The organism is Pseudoduganella ginsengisoli, from assembly GCF_009720865.1.
GTDB classification, from domain to species: Bacteria; Pseudomonadota; Gammaproteobacteria; order Burkholderiales; family Burkholderiaceae_D; genus Rugamonas; species Rugamonas ginsengisoli.
The window spans coordinates 110,237-128,970 of record NZ_WNLA01000017.1 but is presented as its reverse complement, the minus strand read 5'-3'; the positions used below and the strand labels follow the sequence as shown (position 1 = coordinate 128,970).

The 18,734-nt window shown below is 59.2% G+C and carries 16 protein-coding genes; 1 reads left to right on the top strand and 15 read right to left on the bottom strand.

What is annotated here, in order from left to right:
* Window positions 1–88: 88 nt before the first annotated feature.
* The gene (locus tag GM668_RS21980; RefSeq protein WP_155441090.1) at window positions 89–1,447 is read right to left on the bottom strand and encodes a 3-oxoacyl-ACP reductase; all 1,359 of its coding nucleotides are present in this window, start codon (window positions 1,445–1,447) and stop codon (window positions 89–91) included.
* Between the two features lie 73 nt (window positions 1,448–1,520).
* On the bottom strand, window positions 1,521–3,959 hold the full coding sequence (gene ppsA / locus GM668_RS21975) for a phosphoenolpyruvate synthase (RefSeq protein ID WP_155441089.1): 2,439 nt from the start codon (window positions 3,957–3,959) through the stop codon (window positions 1,521–1,523).
* A gap of 276 nt (window positions 3,960–4,235) precedes the next feature.
* Between ppsA and ppsR the strand changes: the two genes are divergently transcribed.
* The gene (ppsR, locus tag GM668_RS21970) at window positions 4,236–5,087 is read left to right on the top strand and encodes a posphoenolpyruvate synthetase regulatory kinase/phosphorylase PpsR (RefSeq protein ID WP_155441088.1); all 852 of its coding nucleotides are present in this window, start codon (window positions 4,236–4,238) and stop codon (window positions 5,085–5,087) included.
* A gap of 292 nt (window positions 5,088–5,379) precedes the next feature.
* On the opposite strand, the gene GM668_RS21965 is transcribed toward ppsR, so the two are convergent.
* The 13 genes from GM668_RS21965 to uppS form a co-directional block, all read right to left on the bottom strand.
* Window positions 5,380–6,576, bottom strand: coding sequence for an EAL domain-containing response regulator (locus tag GM668_RS21965; RefSeq protein ID WP_155441087.1), 1,197 nt, complete (start codon window positions 6,574–6,576; stop codon window positions 5,380–5,382).
* Between the two features lie 41 nt (window positions 6,577–6,617).
* Window positions 6,618–7,403: a TrmH family RNA methyltransferase gene (locus tag GM668_RS21960; protein ID WP_155441086.1), complete on the bottom strand. Its 786-nt coding sequence runs from the start codon at window positions 7,401–7,403 to the stop codon at window positions 6,618–6,620.
* On the bottom strand, window positions 7,400–8,029 hold the full coding sequence (gene rnhB, locus GM668_RS21955) for a ribonuclease HII (protein WP_155441085.1): 630 nt from the start codon (window positions 8,027–8,029) through the stop codon (window positions 7,400–7,402). Before rnhB ends, GM668_RS21960 begins: the two co-directional genes overlap by 4 nt.
* Window positions 8,026–9,180 (bottom strand): lipid-A-disaccharide synthase, encoded by a 1,155-nt coding sequence (gene lpxB, locus GM668_RS21950; RefSeq protein WP_371868756.1) that lies wholly within the window; start codon window positions 9,178–9,180, stop codon window positions 8,026–8,028. Before lpxB ends, rnhB begins: the two co-directional genes overlap by 4 nt.
* Window positions 9,164–9,955 (bottom strand): acyl-ACP--UDP-N-acetylglucosamine O-acyltransferase, encoded by a 792-nt coding sequence (lpxA, locus tag GM668_RS21945; protein WP_155441083.1) that lies wholly within the window; start codon window positions 9,953–9,955, stop codon window positions 9,164–9,166. The genes lpxB and lpxA overlap by 17 nt, the downstream gene beginning before the upstream one ends.
* Window positions 9,955–10,437: a 3-hydroxyacyl-ACP dehydratase FabZ gene (gene fabZ / locus GM668_RS21940; protein WP_155441082.1), complete on the bottom strand. Its 483-nt coding sequence runs from the start codon at window positions 10,435–10,437 to the stop codon at window positions 9,955–9,957. The genes lpxA and fabZ overlap by 1 nt, the downstream gene beginning before the upstream one ends.
* Before the next feature lie 17 nt (window positions 10,438–10,454).
* Window positions 10,455–11,501, bottom strand: a complete 1,047-nt coding sequence (lpxD, locus tag GM668_RS21935; RefSeq protein ID WP_155441081.1) for a UDP-3-O-(3-hydroxymyristoyl)glucosamine N-acyltransferase — start codon at window positions 11,499–11,501, stop codon at window positions 10,455–10,457.
* A gap of 24 nt (window positions 11,502–11,525) precedes the next feature.
* Entirely contained in the window at window positions 11,526–11,987 is a 462-nt protein-coding gene (locus GM668_RS21930; RefSeq protein WP_155441135.1) for an OmpH/Skp family outer membrane protein, read from the bottom strand.
* Window positions 11,988–12,091: 104 nt separating this feature from the next.
* Window positions 12,092–14,428, bottom strand: coding sequence for an outer membrane protein assembly factor BamA (gene bamA, locus GM668_RS21925; protein ID WP_155441080.1), 2,337 nt, complete (start codon window positions 14,426–14,428; stop codon window positions 12,092–12,094).
* A gap of 82 nt (window positions 14,429–14,510) precedes the next feature.
* Complete coding sequence (rseP, locus tag GM668_RS21920; protein ID WP_155441079.1) at window positions 14,511–15,857, bottom strand: RIP metalloprotease RseP; 1,347 nt, start codon at window positions 15,855–15,857, stop codon at window positions 14,511–14,513.
* A 43-nt stretch (window positions 15,858–15,900) separates the two neighbouring features.
* Window positions 15,901–17,085, bottom strand: coding sequence for a 1-deoxy-D-xylulose-5-phosphate reductoisomerase (ispC, locus tag GM668_RS21915; RefSeq protein WP_155441078.1), 1,185 nt, complete (start codon window positions 17,083–17,085; stop codon window positions 15,901–15,903).
* A 19-nt stretch (window positions 17,086–17,104) separates the two neighbouring features.
* Window positions 17,105–17,941, bottom strand: a complete 837-nt coding sequence (locus GM668_RS21910) for a phosphatidate cytidylyltransferase (RefSeq protein WP_155441077.1) — start codon at window positions 17,939–17,941, stop codon at window positions 17,105–17,107.
* Window positions 17,941–18,693, bottom strand: coding sequence for an undecaprenyl pyrophosphate synthase (uppS, locus tag GM668_RS21905; RefSeq protein ID WP_155441076.1), 753 nt, complete (start codon window positions 18,691–18,693; stop codon window positions 17,941–17,943). The genes GM668_RS21910 and uppS overlap by 1 nt, the downstream gene beginning before the upstream one ends.
* Window positions 18,694–18,734 lie beyond the last annotated feature (41 nt).

Sequence of the window (18,734 nt, the reverse complement as noted above, 5' to 3'; positions counted from 1 at the left end):
TAAAACCTGCGGCCCGGTCAGGCGGCAGGTTTGATTGGATTCAGGCTGTCAGCCGTGCCGCCCGCCTTACTTGCATTGTAGCCAATTTTCAAGCGCCAATCAGCCCCTGGCCGCAGACGCGGATGGTATTGCCCGTAATGCCGTGTGCACCGGGCGTGCACAGGAAGGTAATCAGCTCGGCCACGTCGCGCGGCAAACCGCCCTGCTGTACGGAATTGAGGCGGCGCCCCAGCTCCCGCGTCATGAATGGCATTTTCGCGACCATGGCGGTTTCAATGAACCCCGGCGCCACGGCATTGACAGTGATGCCGCGCGCCGCGACCGCAGGCGCCAGCGCCGCCACATAGCCGATCAATGCGGCTTTCGTAGCGGCATAGTTGGTTTGCCCGAAATTGCCCGCCACGCCGCTGATGGACGACAGGCACACGATGCGGCCTTCATCGCGCAACACGCGCCCGGACAGCAGCGCCCGGTCGATGGCGGCAATGGCGGCAAAGTTCACGTTCAGCACGGCATCCCACGCGCCGCCATCCATTTTGCCCAGCGTCTTGTCGCGGGTAATGCCCGCGTTATGCACGACGATATCCACGCCGCCGAAGCGCTCGACCAGCAAAGCAGCCAACTGTCCGGCAGCATCTTGCGCGGCAATGTCCAGTTCCAGCGGCATGCCGCCAATCCGGCTGCACAGCGCATCAAGTTCCCGCGACGCGGCCGGCACGTCGGCGCAAATGACGGTAGCGCCTTCCTGCGCCAGGCGTTCCGCCGTGGCCAGTCCGATGCCGCGCGCGGCGCCCGTCACCAGCGCGACCTTGCCCGGCAACATGGGAGCAAACAGCACCGCGTTAGGCGCTTTGACCTGCATCGTCACGGTGACGGCCTGGCCGGATACATACGCCGCCTGTTTGCCGCAAAAGAAGTGAATCAAACCATCGAGCCGGTCCGCCGCTTCGCGCTGCACATACGCCAGGTTGGCCGTGATGCCTTTGCGGCCCAGCTCCTTGCCCAGCGAACGGCAAAAGCCTTCGACGCCGCGCGCCGTTGCCGCCGCCACCGCGTCGGCCGCTTCAGCCAGATCTGGCGCAGTGATCAGCACCCGGCCATTGCGTGCGATGCGCGGCATCACGGGGTGGAAGGCATCGTACAGGGCCCGCATCTGGCCCGGCGTCGTGCAGCCGGTGGCATCCATGACGACAATGTCGATTTTTTCATTGGCAGCCTGCGGCAGCGCGTGGATGACCGCGGCGCCATCGGCCGCCAGCGCGCACGCCAGCTGCCCTGCCGCGTAGCCTTCCGGCGAACGGCACAGCAAGGCGCGTCGGCCTTTCAGCGGTTGCGCTTCATAGCTGCCGCCATGGCGCGCCAGGTCCACGGGATTGGGCAGCCCCAGTGCGCGCACCAGCCAGCCGGTGAAAGGATTGCGGTTGAGTTTTTTCAGTAAGTCGGCCATGTGAGGAAAGAAATTAAAAACCCCCGCCACCATAACGGCGGCGGGGGTTCAGTCCTGCTTCAGCGTCAGTGAATTACTGCATCGACGCCAGTTTTTGCCACGTATCGATGACCGAGTCCGGGTTCAGCGACATCGATTCGATACCTTGCTGCATCAGCCACACGGCCAGTTCCGGATGGTCGGAAGGACCCTGGCCGCAGATGCCAATGTACTTGCCCTGCTTGCGGCACGCCTGGATCGCCAGTTTCAGCAACTCTTGAACGGCTGGATCGCGCTCGTCGAAGTCCGCCGCCAGCAATTCCATGCCGGAATCGCGGTCCAGGCCCAGCGTCAGCTGGGTCAGGTCGTTCGAACCAATCGAGAAGCCGTCGAAGTGTTCCAGGAAGCGCTCGGCCAGCACAGCGTTCGAAGGCACTTCGCACATCATGATCAGGCGCAGGCCGTTTTCGCCGCGCTTGAGGCCATTGGCTGCCAGCAGGTTCACGACTTTCTCGGCCTGGCCCAGCGTACGCACGAACGGCACCATGATTTCCACGTTGGTCAGGCCCATGTCGTTACGCACGCGCTTCATGGCCGCGCATTCCATTTCGAATGCACCGGCGAAGTCCGCCGACAGGTAGCGCGCCGCACCGCGGAAGCCCAGCATCGGGTTTTCTTCGTCCGGCTCATAGCGGGAACCACCGATCAGTTTCTTGTACTCGTTCGACTTGAAGTCGGACATGCGCACAATGACTTTCTTCGGCCAGAATGCTGCGGCAATGGTGGCGATGCCTTCGGCCAGCTTGTCGACGTAGAACGCCTTCGGCGAAGCGTGGCCACGGGCCACCGATTCCACGGCTTTCTTCAAGTCGGCGTCGATGTGCGGGTATTCCAGGATGGCTTTCGGGTGCACGCCGATGTTGTTGTTGATGATGAATTCCAAACGGGCCAGGCCCACGCCGGCATTCGGTACGGACTGGAAGTCGAAGGCCAGCTGCGGGTTACCCACGTTCAGCATGATCTTGGTCTTCAGTTCCGGCAGCGCACCGCGCGACACTTCCGTTACTTCAGTTTCCAGCAGGCCGTCGTAAATCTTGCCTTCATCGCCTTCCGCGCACGATACGGTCACGAACGTGCCGTCTTTCAAGACGTCGGTCGCGTCGCCGCAGCCCACGACGGCTGGCACGCCCAGTTCACGGGCGATAATTGCAGCATGGCAGGTACGGCCGCCACGGTTGGTCACGATGGCCGAAGCGCGCTTCATGACAGGTTCCCAGTTCGGGTCGGTCATGTCGGCAACCAGCACGTCGCCAGGCTGCACACGTTCCATTTCCGACGGGTCGGAAATCACGCGCACAGGGCCCGCGCCGATCTTCTGGCCGATGGCGCGGCCGGACGCCAGCACGGTGCCGGTGGACTTCAGCTTGAAGCGCTGCTGCGCCTCATTGGATTTCTGTTGCGATTTAACGGTTTCCGGGCGGGCTTGCAAGATATACAGCTTGCCGTCACGGCCATCCTTACCCCACTCGATGTCCATCGGACGGCCGTAGTGGCGTTCAATGATGACAGCGTATTTCGCCAGTTCCACAACTTCCGCATCGGTCAGCGAGTAGCGGTTGCGCAATTCCACCGGGACGTCAACGGTTTTCACGGAACGGCCGGCTTTGGCTTCGTTGGTGAATTCCATTTTGATCAGCTTGGAACCGATGTTGCGGCGGATGACAGGGGACTTGCCCTGTTCCAGCATTGGCTTGTGCACGTAGAACTCGTCCGGGTTCACGGCGCCCTGCACCACGGTTTCGCCCAGGCCATACGACGACGTGACGAATACGACATCCTTGAAGCCCGATTCCGTATCGATAGTGAACATCACGCCAGCCGCGCCGACATCGGAACGCACCATGCGCTGCACACCGGCCGACAAGGCCACTTCAGCGTGGGTGAAGCCTTTGTGGACGCGGTATGAGATAGCGCGATCATTGTACAGCGACGCAAACACGTGTTTCATTGCGTCCAGGACATTTTCAATGCCCACGACGTTCAGGAAGGTTTCTTGCTGGCCTGCGAACGATGCGTCTGGCAAGTCTTCCGCGGTCGCGGACGAGCGGACAGCGAACGACACTTCGGTCGACGAGTCAGCCACCAGCTTTTCATAGAAGGATTTGATTTCCGCTTCCAGGCGTGGCTGGAACGGGGTGTCGATGATCCATTGGCGGATTTCCGCGCCGGCCTGGGCCAGCGAACGGACATCGTCAATGTCCAGCCCGGCCAGGCGGTCGGCGATACGGTCTGCCAGCGATTTGCCGCCGTCCACCGAGTGCGACAGGAAGTCGCGGAAAGCCTGGGCCGTGGTGGCGAAACCGCCAGGCACGCGCACGCCGGCGCCAGCCAGCTGGGAAATCATCTCGCCCAGCGAAGCATTCTTGCCGCCAACGGACTCGACGTCCGTCATGCGCAAGTGTTCGAACGAAGCCACGTACGTGGCTTGTCCATCTTGCTGCTCCTTCAAAGTTGCTACGTTCAAGTTAGTCATATGACACCTTCTGATGATAGAAACTTGTTGAGGTGTCTGATAAACCTGCTGCGCGTTGCACTGTTGGTCTGCGCTGCTCGCTGTACAAGCGTACAGCTGCGCTGCTCGGCCAACATTGCCGCCGCTCGCGACGGTTCCTCAAACACCTTACGCAGCTGCACGGAGCTTGTTCTTGTTAATCTTGACGCTGTGCAGCACAATCGTACCGTTGCGTGCCATTCTACAGCCAATAGCGCAAATTGACGATTCACAATTATTAGATTGAGTAATACTACTATGACGCTTGAGCAACGCCCCGCTCCCCTGCCGGAAGCTTCCCGTACGGTTTTCTTTGTTTCGGATGGTACCGGCATCACGGCTGAGACCTTTGGCCACTCCGTGCTGACCCAGTTTGATTTACGCTTCCGTCAAGTCCGTCTGCCATTTATTGATACCCTGGATAAAGCGTATGAGGCTGTCCGCAAAATCAATGAAGCGGCAATTGCCGATGGCCAGCGTCCCATCGTATTTTCAACGCTGGTAAAAACTGAATTATCGGAAGTCATTCAGCGCGCCCACGCCATGCACATGGATTTGATTCAAACCTTTGTGGCGCCGCTGGAACAGGAATTAGGCGTCAAATCCACGCACACGATAGGCCGGTCGCATAATATCGTTGATAGCGAAGAATATAAAAACCGCATCGAGGCGATTAATTTTTCACTGGCCCATGATGACGGCCAGTCGCATAAGAATTTGTCGTCGGCCGACGTGATTCTCGTTGGCGTGTCGCGCTCGGGCAAAACGCCGACCAGTTTATATCTGGCGATGCAGTATGGTATCAAGGCAGCAAATTACCCATTGATCCCGGATGATTTTGAACGCGGCAAATTGCCTTCGGCATTATATTCGTTTAAAAACAAGATTTTTGGCTTGAGCATTACGCCGGAACGCTTGTCGGAAATCCGTAACGAGCGCCGCGCGGGCAGTAAATATGCGTCGATCGAGAATTGCCGCTATGAAGTCAATGAAGCGGAAGTCATGATGAAACGCGAAGGTATCCGCTGGCTGTCTTCCACGACCAAGTCAATTGAGGAAATCTCGACCACGATCTTGCAGGAGATCAAGCCGAACCGCCGAGAATACTGATACTACGCGGTTCCGGTAACAGCCCGCCTTGCGCAAGCTGGCGGGCTTTTTTACGCCCATTGGTTAGCCTTGCCTGCCCTCATAGGCCAGCTTGCGATAAAAATTGGCACGTTCAAGCCAAATATTGGCATAAAACCCACCAAAACCGGCTGAGTATGCACAATCTGTCTATACAGGATTATCTTTTAGAATTGTTTCAAAACCGTTCGGTGCCAGGCACCTTTTTGAAATGCGGAAATAAAATGCCGGTGGGTGTTTAACCGACCGGCATTTTTTTGCGGGAGGAATGTTTTTAGAAGAATTGGCGCCAGTCATTCAGCCACGCGGGGAATTCTTCGACAGGCATGGGTTTGGCGATGTAATAGCCTTGCGCATAGGTACAACCCAGGCCCTGCAGGAAATCCCAGTCTTGTTTGGTTTCCACGCCGACCGCCACGGATTTACGGTCCAGGCTGCGTGCCAATCCCAGGCAGGATTTCAATACCGTGCTGATCGCGCGTTTTCTCGAAGCGCCATCAACAAAACTCCGGTCGATCTTCAATTCCGTAAATGGCACAGCAGCCAGCAATTGCAGATTAGAACGGCCCGTACCATAATCATCAATCGCCAACCCAAAGCCCTGCATCCGTAATCGTAATAAACGCTCCAGGAAATGCGGATCCGCCGATAACACGGCGGATTCCGTCATTTCAAACGTAATGTAATCCGCCATAATGCGATGGCGCAGCAGGCACGCATTCATTTGCGCAATGAATTGCGGATGCGCCAGCGTTGCCTGGTCAACGTTTATGGAAAATGAAATAGGAATACCCTGGTCATGCAACGTGCGGCAAGCGGCCACCGTCTTTTCAATCATCGACCAGTCAAGAAAATCAATGCGGTTATGGTGTTCCAGCGCCGGCATAAATGCGGCAGGACCTAATATTCCGTGCTGCGGATGGCGCCAGCGCGCAAACATTTCCAAGCCTTTTACCTGGCCTGTTTCCAATTCGATTTTAGGCTGAAAAAATGGATCAAATTCGCGTGCCTGTAATCCACGCCCCACATCCGTAAACGAAAATTGCGCCGCAGAAGGCGCATGGACACGCTGTTCGGGCAATGCATAATTATCAACTAATGCCTTGATGCGCTGTTCGCCGGCTGGCTTTGCTATCGCGCCCAGCAAGTTCACACCGTACGCTTGCGCCATGGTTTCAATGGAAAACAGCACGTCGGCCTTCTGCGCACCTGCAACAATAATGCCGGAAGTGGAACCCATTTCCGCCAGGCGGCGGATCAATTCCAGTGCATCGACACCCGGCAAAGCCAGGTCCAGCAAAACAATGTCCGTCGGCGCACCGATGCCGGAAGACAGGTGGCGCAGCACCGCGTGGCCATCCGGCGCGTCCGCCACATGGGCTGCCCCCAGCCGTTGCAACATTGCAACTAAGGCTTCACGCTGCGCCGCTTCGCCTTCCGCGACCAGGAAATGCAACTCCGAAATATCCATTAAAAGCTCCAGGTTGCCGCTAGTTGACGCTAGTCAACTTCTCAAACCTGATTCTGCCTGACTTGCTCGAAAAAGCATACTGCCGCACAAGCCGCCACGTTCAGCGATTCGACTTTACCCAGGTGCGGGATGACCACGGTTTGCGTGGCAGCCGACAGCAACGCGTCGGAAACGCCCTGCCCTTCATGGCCAAACACCCATGCCACGGGGCGTTTCAAATCGACGTCGTACAGCGTTTTTTGCGCATAGCCGCTGGTAGCCAGTACAGGAATGCTAGATGCAGCAACCAGCGCCGGCAAATCCACGTTCTCAAAGATGTCCAGAACAAAATGCGCTCCCATGGCGGCGCGCAGCACTTTCGGCGACCAGCAAAAGGCTGTGCCGGCGCTGCAAAACACTTGCTTGATGCCGGCCGCTGCCGCACTGCGCAAGATCGAACCGACGTTACCCGGATCTTGCACGTTATCCAGCACGACGGCATTTACAGCCATGCGGGCAGGCAACGCCTTGTGCGGCGTTTCCACCAAAAACATGACGCCGACACCATGTTCCACCTGCGACACCGCCTGGTACAGCGCCTCCGGCAGGCACAGGATATGCCCGTGCGCCAGCTGTACTTTATTGACAATGTCAGCCACTTCCGGGTTGTTCAGCGCGGGTTCAGCGACGATGCACTGTTCCGGCAAGCCCCGCAAATCCAGCCACGCCTGCGCCAGGTGCACGCCATCCAGCAGCGTCCGCCCGGCTTTCTTGCGGGCCTGCGAACTGGTGGCCAAATGTTTTAAATCCTTGTATTGCGCGTTGTCGCGCGATGTGATTGTTTTCATGATAATAAATCGCGCATCAGCAGCGCTTCGCGTACGGGCGCAAATGAGCGGCGGTGCACTGGCGACGGGCCGTGCAGCTTCAACCGTTCAAGGTGCAGCGCCGTGCCATACCCCTTGTGCTGGTCGAATGCATATTCCGGGTACTGCCCATGCAATTCCACCAGCGCCGCATCGCGCGCAGTCTTGGCCAGGATCGACGCAGCGGAAATTGCCTCTTCCTTGTCATCCCCGCCGATGATGGCAATGGTCTGGATTTTCATGACCGGGCAACGGTTGCCATCGATCAGCGCCAGGGTCGGCACGACCGGCAACGCTTCCACGGCGCGGCGCATGGCCAGCATCGACGCCTGCAAAATATTGATTTTGTCGATTTCCGCTTCCGACGCCTGCGCCACGGCCCATGCCAGCGCATGGGCGCGGATCAGCGGCGCCAATTCATCGCGCTTGGCTTCCGTGAGTTTCTTAGAGTCGCGCAAGCCGGGAATCGGCTGGTTAGGGTCCAGGATCACCGCCGCGGCAAACACGGGACCGGCCAGCGGCCCGCGCCCGGCTTCATCAACGCCGCAGATGATTTCATCGGCCGAATAGGGCAAGTCGTCAAACAAGCCAAGCTGCGGGGTTTTCATTTGCCTATCACTTTCAAGACAGCGGCGGCGCTTTCCTGTGCGCTATTGCGCAGCAGGCTGTGGTGCATCGCCGTAAACCGCTCCGCCAATTGCAAACGGTGCGGCGCATCCGTCAATTGCTTCCACATGGCGTCCGCCAGCTTATCCGGGCTCGCATCATCTTGCAGCAATTCCGGCACAACAAATTCCCGCTCCAGGATGTTCGGCAAGCCAATCCACGGCTGGTAGCCAAAATGGCGCAAAATCTGCCATTCCAGCGCCATCATCTTGTAAGCAATGACCATTGGTTTCTTGTGCAGCGCCACTTCCAGGGTGGCCGTACCGGACGCCACCAGCACCGCATCGGCCGCGGCAATAGCGGTATGCGACTGGCCGTCGAGCAGCGTGATTTCCACGTCCTGCAAGCCTGCCTGCTCCACCATTTGCAAGAACATCTGGCGCTGGCGCTCGCCGGCCATTGGCGCAATAAAGCGCAGCGACCTGTCGCGCTTCAACAGCAGCCGGGCGGCGCCAACAAACGCAGCCGTGTTGTACTTCAATTCCGACATGCGGCTGCCAGGCATGATGGTGACGACGTTCGCATCTTCCGGCAGCCCCAGCTGCCGCCGCGCCGCGCCTTCATCAATGGTCACCGGCACCAGTTCCGCCATCGGGTGGCCGACATAGCTGACCGGCACGCCGGCCTTGCGGTAGATTTCCTCCTCAAATGGAAATACCACCAGCATGTGCGACACCGCCTTGATGATTTTCTTGATGCGCCCGCCGCGCCATGCCCAGATTTGCGGGCCGATGTAATGGACAGTCGGGATCCCTGCCGCCTTCAGCTGCATTTCCAGGCCCAGGTTAAAACCGGGGTAATCCGCGCCGATAAAGCACGCAGGCCGCTCGGCCAGCAACTGGTCGCGCAGCGCGTTCTGGATGCCCTTGATTTCACGGTAGCGGGGAATCACGGCCAGCAAGCCGCGCACCGTCAGCTTGTCCATTGGCCAGTGCGACTCAAAGCCATATTGCGCCATGGCGGGACCGCCGATGCCATGGAACCGCGCGTCCGGCAAATGCGGACGCAAACCAGACAGCAGGCGTGCAGCCAGCACGTCGCCGGACGGTTCGCCGGCGGCCAGTGCGATGGCAAGGTCAGCGGACGATGCCACGGGTCGACGTATCGAGGAATTCGCGCATGGCGCGCGCATGCACGGCCACATCATCCGGCAACGCCTGTTCCTGCGCCAGCATGGCAGCTTTCGCTTCTTCCAGCGTCAGGCCGGAACGGTACAGCGTTTTATACGCGGCGCGGATCGCATTGATCTGCTCGCGCGTGAAACCGCGGCGCTTCAAGCCTTCGATATTGACGCCATGGGCGGCAGCCGGATTACCGTTCAACAGCACGAACGGCGGCACGTCTTGCGTCAGGCTGGTGCTCATGCCGACAAACGCGTGCGCCCCGATCTTGCAGAACTGGTGCACGTTGGCGAAGCCGCTCATGATCACGTAATCGCCGATTTCCACGTGGCCTGCGATCTGCGCATTATTCGAGAAGATCGTGTTGTTGCCCACCACGCAGTCGTGCGCCAGGTGCACATAAGCGGAAATCCAGTTGTCGTTACCCAGTTTGGTGACGCCCTTGTCCTGCGCCGTACCGGTGTTGAACGTGCAGAATTCACGGATGGTATTGCGGTCGCCAATTTCCAGGCGCGTCGGCTCGCCCTTCCACTTCTTGTCTTGCGGCTGCGCGCCGATCGACGAGAATTGGAACAGTTCATTGTCGCGGCCGATGGTCGTGTAGCCGTCGATCACCACGTGCGGGCCGACTTTGGTGCCGGCCCCGATCGACACATTGGGGCCGATGATGGTGTATGGGCCGACCGTAACGCTGCTATCGAGCTGCGCTTTCGGATCGACTATCGCGGTTGGGTGGATGTTGGTCATTACTGCCCCGCTGGTTTGCTCGCGTCGGCTGCGTTACGGATGGTGCACATCAGTTCGGTTTCCACTGCGACCTGGCCGTCCACGCTGGCCGTCGCCTTGTATTTCCAGATGCCGCGCGACACGCGCAGGATTTCCACGTCCATTTTCAGCTGGTCGCCAGGACCTACCGGACGCTTGAAACGGGTGTTGTCGATACCGACGAAGTACACGACGGAATTTTCATCGGGCTTCACGCCCATGGTTTTAAACGACAGCAGTGCGGCGGTCTGCGCCAGCGCTTCCACCATCAGCACGCCCGGCATGACTGGCTTGTGCGGGAAGTGGCCGTTAAAGAATTCTTCGTTGACGGTGACGTTCTTGATGGCCGTAATGGACTTGTTTTCTTCAAAGCTGATCACGCGGTCCACCAGCAGCAGCGGGTAGCGGTGCGGCAGGTACGCTTTGATTTCGCAAATGTCCATCGTTTTGTTTTCAGTAGTCATCTCAGTGGTCATAATCGTTATTCGTCAGTCTTTGTTTTAATGTTTTTTTCCAGCGCGCGGATTTTATCGCGCATCCCCGGCAAATTGCGAACAATCGCCGCGGATTTCTCCCAATCCGCATTTTTCGCCAGCGGGTAAAAGCCCGTGTACTGGCCTGGTTCCATGATGGAGCGCGACACCATCGAACCGGATGAAACGTGTACGCCATCGACGATCGTCAAATGGCCCAGCACCATGGCCGCGCCGCCGAACGTGCAATGCTTGCCGATGATGGCCGAACCGGCCACGCCGACGCAGCCTGCCATGGCCGTATGCGCGCCGATCCGGCAGTTGTGGCCGATTTGAATCTGGTTATCCAGCTTGACGCCATCTTCGATCACCGTGTCGGCCAGCGCGCCGCGGTCGATCGTGGTGGAGGCGCCGATATCGACGTCGTCGCCGATAATGACGCGGCCCGTTTGCGGAATGCGGATGTATACGCCGCCCTCATTGGCAAAGCCGAATCCGTCGGTGCCGATAATCGCGCCGCTATGAATAATGCCGCGCTGGCCGATTTTGCAGCGGGCCTGGAACGTCACGTTGGCAAAGAAATGCGTGCCGGCGCCGATTTCCGCGTCGCGCCCAATAAAGCAGCCATGTTCGATCACGGCGTTTGCGCCAATCACAGCGCCCGCCTCCACCGATACGAACGGGCCGATATGCGCGGTCGGATCGACTTTCGCCGTGGGATCAATGAAAGCGGACGGATGAATACCCGCCGGTTTCACGATGGCCGTCAGCGATTCAAAATACTGCGCCGCACGGGCAAAGTAGGCATAGGGATTCTTGCAGACGATGCGCGCGCCCTGGTAATGGGCGGCGATATAGTCATCGTCTTTCTCCGACACGATCAGCGCGGCAGCGTGGGACTGGCCTGCCTGCGTGCGGAATTTGCTATTGCTGAGAAAGCTGATGTGCGAAACGCCGGCGTCAGCCAGCGGTGCTATCCCGGAAACTTCCAGGTTCGCATCGCCTACCAGCTGTCCGCCCAGGCGTTCGACCAATTCTCCTAGTCGAGTGCCCATCGGGTGATCCTTGTCGTTATTTAATTACTTACCCTTGTCCAGCGCAGACAATACCTTGTCCGTGATGTCAATGCGGGGGCTGGCCCACACCGCGTCTTGCAGCACGATGTCATAGCCTTCGGTGGCCGCCAGCTGCTTGATGATTTGCGTGGCTTTATCGGAAATCACCGCGCGCTCTTCATTGGTGCGCTGGTTCAGATCTTCACGGAATTCACGCTGGCGGCGCTGGAATTCCTTATCCAGCTCGAAATACTCGCGCTGGCGCTTGATCCGCTCCGCTTCCGGCAGCGTCGGCAATTCTTTTTCCAGCTTTTCCGATGCGCCTTTCAAGCGGATGGCCAGGTCTTGCACGGCGCGCTCGCGCACTTTGAATTCCTCGGCCAGCTTGTCGCCAGCCAGTTTGGCCAGGCGCGATTCGTTATAAATGCGCTCGGTACTGAGCCACGCAATCTTGGACTGCGCCTGGGCCGGCGACAGCACGCACATGCCGATCGCCAGCGCGGCGCCGGCCGAGACGGTGATGGCGCGCGTAGCGCGGGCAGCCAGGGCGGAAACGGATGCAGTCTTCAACGTGTTTCTCCGAGTAAATATTAGAAGCCTGTGCCCATCTGGAACTGGAAGCGTTCCAGGCGGTCGCCCGGCTTGGCGTTCAAAGGCTTAGCATAACTCAACTTCAGCGGACCGACCGGAGAAATCCAGGACAAGCCCAGACCGGTCGAGTAGCGCAGTTCCGATGCGCGCATGCGCTGGCCTTCCTGGTACACCTGGCCGCCGTCGAGGAAGCCGAACCAGCGCAAGCTGCGGTCCTGGCCGGAACCCGGGAATGGCATCTGCAATTCCGCGTTGCCGATCAGGCGCGACGCGCCGCCCTGGGCATCGCCAAAGGTCGGGTCAACAATACCCAGCGACGAGCTCAGGTAACCGCGCACGGAACCGATACCGCCGGCGTAGAAGTTCTTGAACACCGGGTATGGATGGTCGCCGATACCGTGGCCGTAGTCGATCTCGCCGCGCAGCGCCAGTGTGACTTTCGGATGCAGCGGTTTGTACCACTGGTGTTCATACACGGCGCGGTAGTACTTGGAGCGGCCGGCAAAGTCCAGTTCCAGGTTGACGCGCTGGTACATACCGATGGTCGGCGTGATGGCCGAGTCGCGCGAATCGCGCGCCCACGCAGCCGTCAGCGGCAGCGCGGTCGTGGTGGCGGTGCCGATGCCGTCCACGTTGCCGGTCACGTTGGTCACGTACGTCTTGTACAGGATCGGCGACGAAATATCGGTCGTGATGCGCGAACGCTCCAGACCGGCGCCGAAGAAGATGGTGTCCACTTCGGAGAACGGCACGCCCCAGCTGATACGTCCGCCCTGCTGCTTGATCGAATAAAAGCCCTGGTTCAGCGCCGGAGGATTCATCGTGCGCAGGTACAAGTCAAACGAACGGCTGACGCCATCATCCGTGTAATACGGATTGGTGTTCGAGAATTCAATCGTACGGCTGTATTTACTCGTATTCAGGTTGATGCCGACGGTATTGCCCGAACCGGCAAAGTTGGCTTGCTGGATCGATGCATTGAACGTGAATTTCTCCGCCTGCGAGAACGCGCCGCCGATCTGGAAGTTGCCGGTTGGTTTTTCCGTCACCGTCAGCTGCACGTCAACCTGGTCGGACGTGCCTTGCGCTTCCGGCGTATCGATCGTGACTTCCTTGAAGAAGCCGGTGCGGTCCACGCGGTCGCGGGTCAGCTTGATCTTGTTGGCGTCGTACCACGACGATTCAAACTGGCGGAATTCACGGCGGATCACTTCATCACGCGTCGTCGTGTTACCGGCGATATTCATGTGGCGCACGTACACGCGCTTGCCCGGATCGATAAAGAACGTGAAGGCGACTTCGCGCTTGTCACGGTCGATTTCCGGATTCGCATTGACGTTGGCAAACGCGTAGCCAAAGGTGCCGAGGCGGTCCGAGATCAGTTTATTGGTGGCCGTCAGGCGCTCGCCGGAATACGTCTCGCCCTTGCGCAGCAAGACCAGGCTGCGCAATTCATCTTCGCGGCCAAACATTTCGCCTTCGAATTTGATGTCCGAGACTTTGTACTTTTCACCTTCCGTGATGTTGATGGTGATGTAAATGTCTTTCTTGTCCGGCGTGATGGAAACCTGGGTCGAATCGACCTGCATTTCAATGTAGCCGCGGTTCAGGTAATACGATTTCAGCGATTCCAGGTCGCCCGTCAGCTTGGTCTTCGAATACTGGTTGGCTTTTGTGTACCAGCTGAACCAGCCTCCCGTATTCAATGCGATCTGGTCGCGCAATTCGCTGTCGGAAAACACTTTGTTGCCGACGAAGTTGATTTGCTTGATCTTCGCGACATCGCCTTCATCGACGGCAAAGACGATATTGACGCGGTTACGCTCGATTGGCGTCACGGTGGTCGTGACTTTCACGCCGTACAGGCCGCGCGACAGGTACTGGCGCTTCAATTCCTGCTCGGCGCGGTCCACCGACGCCTTGTCGAAGGTCTTCGCTTCGCCGACGCCGATATCTTTCAGCGCCTTGACCAGCGTATCTTTTTCAAATTCCTTGGTGCCCGTGAAATCCACCTTGGCGATGGCCGGACGTTCTTCCACGATCACCACCAGCACGTCGCCGTCCTGTTCCAGGCGCACGTCCTTGAAAATGCCCGTCGCATACAGGGCTTTGATCGTGGTAATGCTCTTGCTGTCATCGAAAGTTTCGCCTACGCGCACCGGCAGATAGCTGAACACGGTGCCCGCTTCCGTACGCTGGATGCCTTCGACACGAATGTCTTTGACGGTAAACGGGTTAATGGCATAGGCACTGCCGGAGCATGCCGCCAAAACAGCGGCGCCGATCAAGCTGCGGCGAAAGGATGGCAAAGCAAAACGTTCGGAATGTAATTTCATCGGCAAAAATCAGTGATTCAAATTCTTCGGTTGACGTCGTAAAACGAATAACGCCGTGCGCCGTCCCGTAAATACCGCGTATTTACAGTAACCGCACGACGTCGTTAAATACGGCCAGCGCCATTAATGTGACCAATATTCCCACGCCTATACGCTGCGCTATATCGCCTACGCGTTCCGGCAATGGACGTCCGGTCAAAACTTCCAGCGAATAATACAGTAAAAGTCCCCCGTCCAGAACGGGAATCGGCAGCAAATTCATAACACCAAGGCTGATGGAGATGAATGCGATAAAGCCGATATAGCTGGTCATGCCGATGCGGGCAGTCTGCCCCGCATAATCGGCAATGGTGATCGGGCCCGTCACGTTTTTCCACGACACTTCGCCCGCCAGCATTTTGCCGATCATTTTCACCGTCATGACGCTGGTATCCCACACCTTCACGGCGCCCTTCACCACGGCTTCGACTGGACCAGCCTGGACTTCGATCATATCCGTGGGCGCGGCGACATACGCGCCGATCTTACCGACTGTTACAGATCCCTTGGTTTCCGCGTCGGGCGTGACGGGTATCGTCAGCACGCGGCCATCGCGCTCCACGGCAAACAGCAGCAGCTTGCCGCCGGACGAGCGCACGGTATTGGTGAAGGCCACCCAATCCTGGACCGGCTGGCCATCGATGGCCACCACCAGGTCGCCGCTGCGCAAACCGGCTTTATGGGCGGCGCTGCCGGGCAGGATGTCGCCCAGTTTCGCGGGCGGACGGGCCAGCGCGATGCCGAGTTTTGCCGCCACGTCCGATTCCATATCCATGCCCGTCAACGCGTCGGCGTGCAGCGACAATTCCAGGCGCCCGCTGCCCGGGCGCTCGACGTCGATCACGGCCCCCTTCTTATCGATCACGGCCTGGATCAGGTTCCAGCGCACTTCCGACCACACGCGGACTTTTTCGCCATTAATCGCGGTAATCAAGTCATTGCCCCGCAAGCCGGCAATGCCGGCAGCGGAAGCGGCGGGCGGCGGCGCGATTTTCGCGGCCGGTTCGGCCACGCCCACCATATACAGTCCGGCAAACAGCGCAATCGCCAGCAGGAAGTTGGCAATCGGGCCCGCTGCCACGATGGCGATGCGCTTCCACACGCTTTGGCGCGTGAATTCGCGGGCCAGGTCTTTTTCCGGCAACCCTTTCAAGTCGCAGTCGCGGCCATCGAGCATTTTCACGTAGCCGCCCAAAGGCAACGCCGATACCGCCCATTCCGTCTGGTCCGGCCCGACCTTGCGCGACCACACGACCTTGCCCATGCCGACGGAAAAGCGCAGCACTTTCACGCCGCACCAGCGCGCCACCAGGTAATGGCCAAGTTCATGGAAGATGATCAGTGTGCCCAGTGCAACGGCAAAGGCGACGATGGTTTGCAACAGGTTCATGATGGTCAACTGGCTGCGCTGCCGCAGCCGCCCTGCAAGGGTTTCAAGGTTTCAGCAAACCGGCAATCACGCGTTCCGCCGCGGCGCGGGCTGCGGCATCCTGCGCCATCACTTGCCCGATACTGCCGGCCGCGCCATGCGGCAATTCATCCATCACGCGCGCAATCACGCGGTCGATCTGGCGGAAGCCGATGCGCTCTTCGAGGAATGCCGCCACGGCCACTTCATTGGCCGCGTTCAGCAGCGCCGGCGCCGTGCCGCCCGCACGCAGTGCGTCGAATGCCAGCGCCAGGCATGGGAAACGGTTGAAGTCCGGGCGTTCGAATTGCAGCGTGCCAATTTGCGCGATATCGAGTTGCGCCACGCCGGACGCGATGCGCTCCGGGTAGGCCAGCGCGTGCGCGATCGGCGTGCGCATGTCGGGGTTGCCCAGTTCCGCCAGCACGGAACCATCGCTGTACGACACCATCGAGTGAATCACGGATTGCGGGTGGATCACCACTTCGATCTGCTCCGCCGGCGTGCCGAACAGCCAGTGCGCTTCAATGACTTCCAGCCCCTTGTTCATCATGGTGGCGGAATCCACGGAAATCTTGCGGCCCATCACCCACTTCGGGTGCTTGCACGCTTCGTCCGGCGTGACGTTTTCCAGCGTGGACACGTCGCGCTTCAGGAATGGGCCGCCGGACGCCGTCAGCAAGACCTTCGTGACGCCGGCCGCTGCCGGCACGCGGCCATAGCCGTGCGGCAGGCACTGGAAGATGGCATTGTGTTCCGAGTCGATGGGCAGCAGCGTGGCGCCATGGTCGCGCACCGCGTCCATGAACAGCTGGCCAGACATGACCAGCGCTTCCTTGTTGGCCAACAAAACTTTCTTGCCGGCCTTGGCGGCGGCCAGCGTCGGCGCCAAGCCGGCCGCGCCGACAATGGCCGCCATCACGGTATCGGTTTCCGCCGCGCTGGCAATGGCGCACAACGCCTGTTCGCCATATTCGACTTCCGTGCGCAAGCCCTGGGCGCGCAGCAATTCCTCCAATTTGGCCGCCGCTTCGGCCGTGCCGACCACGGCGCGCGCCGGTTTGAATTGCGTGCACTGCGCGGCCAGTTCTTCGACACGGCTGTGCGCCGACAGCGCATAGACGGAATAACGGTCAGGATGGCGCGCCAGCACGTCCAGGGTAGAGACGCCGATGGAGCCGGTGGCGCCAAGTATGGTAATGCGTTGCATGGGGTATTCCTTCAAGACCTCAAGAGATCCACGCGGTGATCAGCGCCGCCATCGGCAGCACAGGCACCAATGCATCGATGCGGTCCAGCACACCGCCGTGGCCAGGCAGCAGGTTGCTGCTGTCCTTCATGCCGGCGCGGCGCTTCAGCATCGATTCAAACAAGTCGCCAATGATGCTGGCAGCGGTGATCAGCACCAGCAGCAGCACGGTCATCAGCCAGCCTTTATGGGCTTGCAATTGCACGGCAAACGTATCCTGCAGCCATGGGGCGTTCGTGCTGAACACGATCGACAGCACGCACAGCACCAGCACGGCAATGCCGCCGCCTATGGCGCCTTCCCACGATTTACCGGGAGAGATCGATGGCGCCAGCTTGCGCTTGCCAAAGGCTTTGCCGGAGAAATACGCGCCGATATCCGCGATCCACACGATGGCCATGGCCGACAGCAAATACGTGGCCGAATGGCGGAACAGCACGACAATGGCGGCAAAGCACGAAATCAGTGCAATGCAGTACAGGAAGCCCAGCATGTGGCTGCCTTTGCTGTCGATCGGCGGCAAGCCCAGTTTCAGGGCCGGCGCAAAGCGCATGGCCCAGAACATGACGCCCAGCGCCATCCAGAACGTGGACGAGGCGTTCATGTCGCGCAACAGGAAGGTATAGCCAAACGCCGCCGTCAGCGCGGCGGCGTTGAGCCACGGGCGCGGCGCCTTGAACAGGCGCGACGCTTCCCACAGGGCGGCGCCAAGGAAGGCCAGCACGACAGCGTTAAACGCTGGCGCAACATTGAAAAACAGTACGGGCAGCAATACCGCCAGCAAAATCACAGCGGTGATGATCCGGGTCTTCAGCATTAGTTGGTCTTTTCTGCCAATTGATCACCGGTACGGCCGAAGCGGCGTTCGCGGTTTTGGTACGACGCGATGGCTTTGTCGAATTGCTCTTCAGAGAAATCTGGCCAGAACGTGTCAGTGAAGTACAGTTCCGTATAGGCGAGCTGCCACAGCAGGAAGTTGGAAATACGCTCTTCGCCGCCGGTGCGGATGAATAAGTCCGGTTCCGGCGCATACGCCATGGCCAGGTGCGGCGCCAGCTGCTCTTCGGAAAAATCCGTCATGCCAGGATGGGCCGCCACCATTTTGCCTATGGCCTGCATGATGTCCCAGCGTCCGCCATAGTTGGCGCACACGGTCACCGTCAAGCCCGTGTTGTTGGCAGTCTTGCGTTCAGCCTGGGCAATCATCTGGCGCAGCTTGTCATTGAAGCGGGACAGGTCGCCGACGACTTTCAGGCGGATGTTATTGGCGTGCATCTTGGCGACTTCGCGCTCCAGCGCAGTCACGAACAGGCGCATCAGCAACGACACTTCTTCTTCCGGACGGCGCCAGTTTTCCGAACTGAACGCAAACAGCGTCACATATTCCACACCGCGCGTGACACAAGCCTCCACCACGGTGCGTACCGTTTCCACGCCTTTGACGTGGCCGGCGACGCGCGGCAGGAAGCGCTTGGTTGCCCAACGGCCGTTGCCATCCATGATGATGGCGACGTGGCGTGGCACTTTGTGCGCTTCCGGTACCGCAGTCGTCGAACTCGAATATTTCATGAACTCTTATACAGCCAATAAACGTTGACACTCAATGAAAA

Bases quoted from the DNA above. Each gene is read 5' to 3' on its own strand.
- GM668_RS21980 (WP_155441090.1), bottom strand. From the start codon at position 1,447: ATGGCCGACTTACTGAAAAAACTCAACCGCAATCCTTTCACCGGCTGG.
- ppsA (WP_155441089.1), bottom strand. From the start codon at position 3,959: ATGACTAACTTGAACGTAGCAACTTTGAAGGAGCAGCAAGATGGACAA.
- ppsR (WP_155441088.1), top strand. From the start codon at position 4,236: ATGACGCTTGAGCAACGCCCCGCTCCCCTGCCGGAAGCTTCCCGTACG.
- GM668_RS21965 (WP_155441087.1), bottom strand. From the start codon at position 6,576: ATGGATATTTCGGAGTTGCATTTCCTGGTCGCGGAAGGCGAAGCGGCG.
- GM668_RS21960 (WP_155441086.1), bottom strand. From the start codon at position 7,403: ATGAAAACAATCACATCGCGCGACAACGCGCAATACAAGGATTTAAAA.
- rnhB (WP_155441085.1), bottom strand. From the start codon at position 8,029: ATGAAAACCCCGCAGCTTGGCTTGTTTGACGACTTGCCCTATTCGGCC.
- lpxA (WP_155441083.1), bottom strand. From the start codon at position 9,955: ATGACCAACATCCACCCAACCGCGATAGTCGATCCGAAAGCGCAGCTC.
- fabZ (WP_155441082.1), bottom strand. From the start codon at position 10,437: ATGACTACTGAAAACAAAACGATGGACATTTGCGAAATCAAAGCGTAC.
- lpxD (WP_155441081.1), bottom strand. From the start codon at position 11,501: ATGGGCACTCGACTAGGAGAATTGGTCGAACGCCTGGGCGGACAGCTG.
- GM668_RS21930 (WP_155441135.1), bottom strand. From the start codon at position 11,987: ATGTGCGTGCTGTCGCCGGCCCAGGCGCAGTCCAAGATTGCGTGGCTC.
- bamA (WP_155441080.1), bottom strand. From the start codon at position 14,428: ATGAAATTACATTCCGAACGTTTTGCTTTGCCATCCTTTCGCCGCAGC.
- rseP (WP_155441079.1), bottom strand. From the start codon at position 15,857: ATGAACCTGTTGCAAACCATCGTCGCCTTTGCCGTTGCACTGGGCACA.
- ispC (WP_155441078.1), bottom strand. From the start codon at position 17,085: ATGCAACGCATTACCATACTTGGCGCCACCGGCTCCATCGGCGTCTCT.
- GM668_RS21910 (WP_155441077.1), bottom strand. From the start codon at position 17,941: ATGCTGAAGACCCGGATCATCACCGCTGTGATTTTGCTGGCGGTATTG.
- uppS (WP_155441076.1), bottom strand. From the start codon at position 18,693: ATGAAATATTCGAGTTCGACGACTGCGGTACCGGAAGCGCACAAAGTG.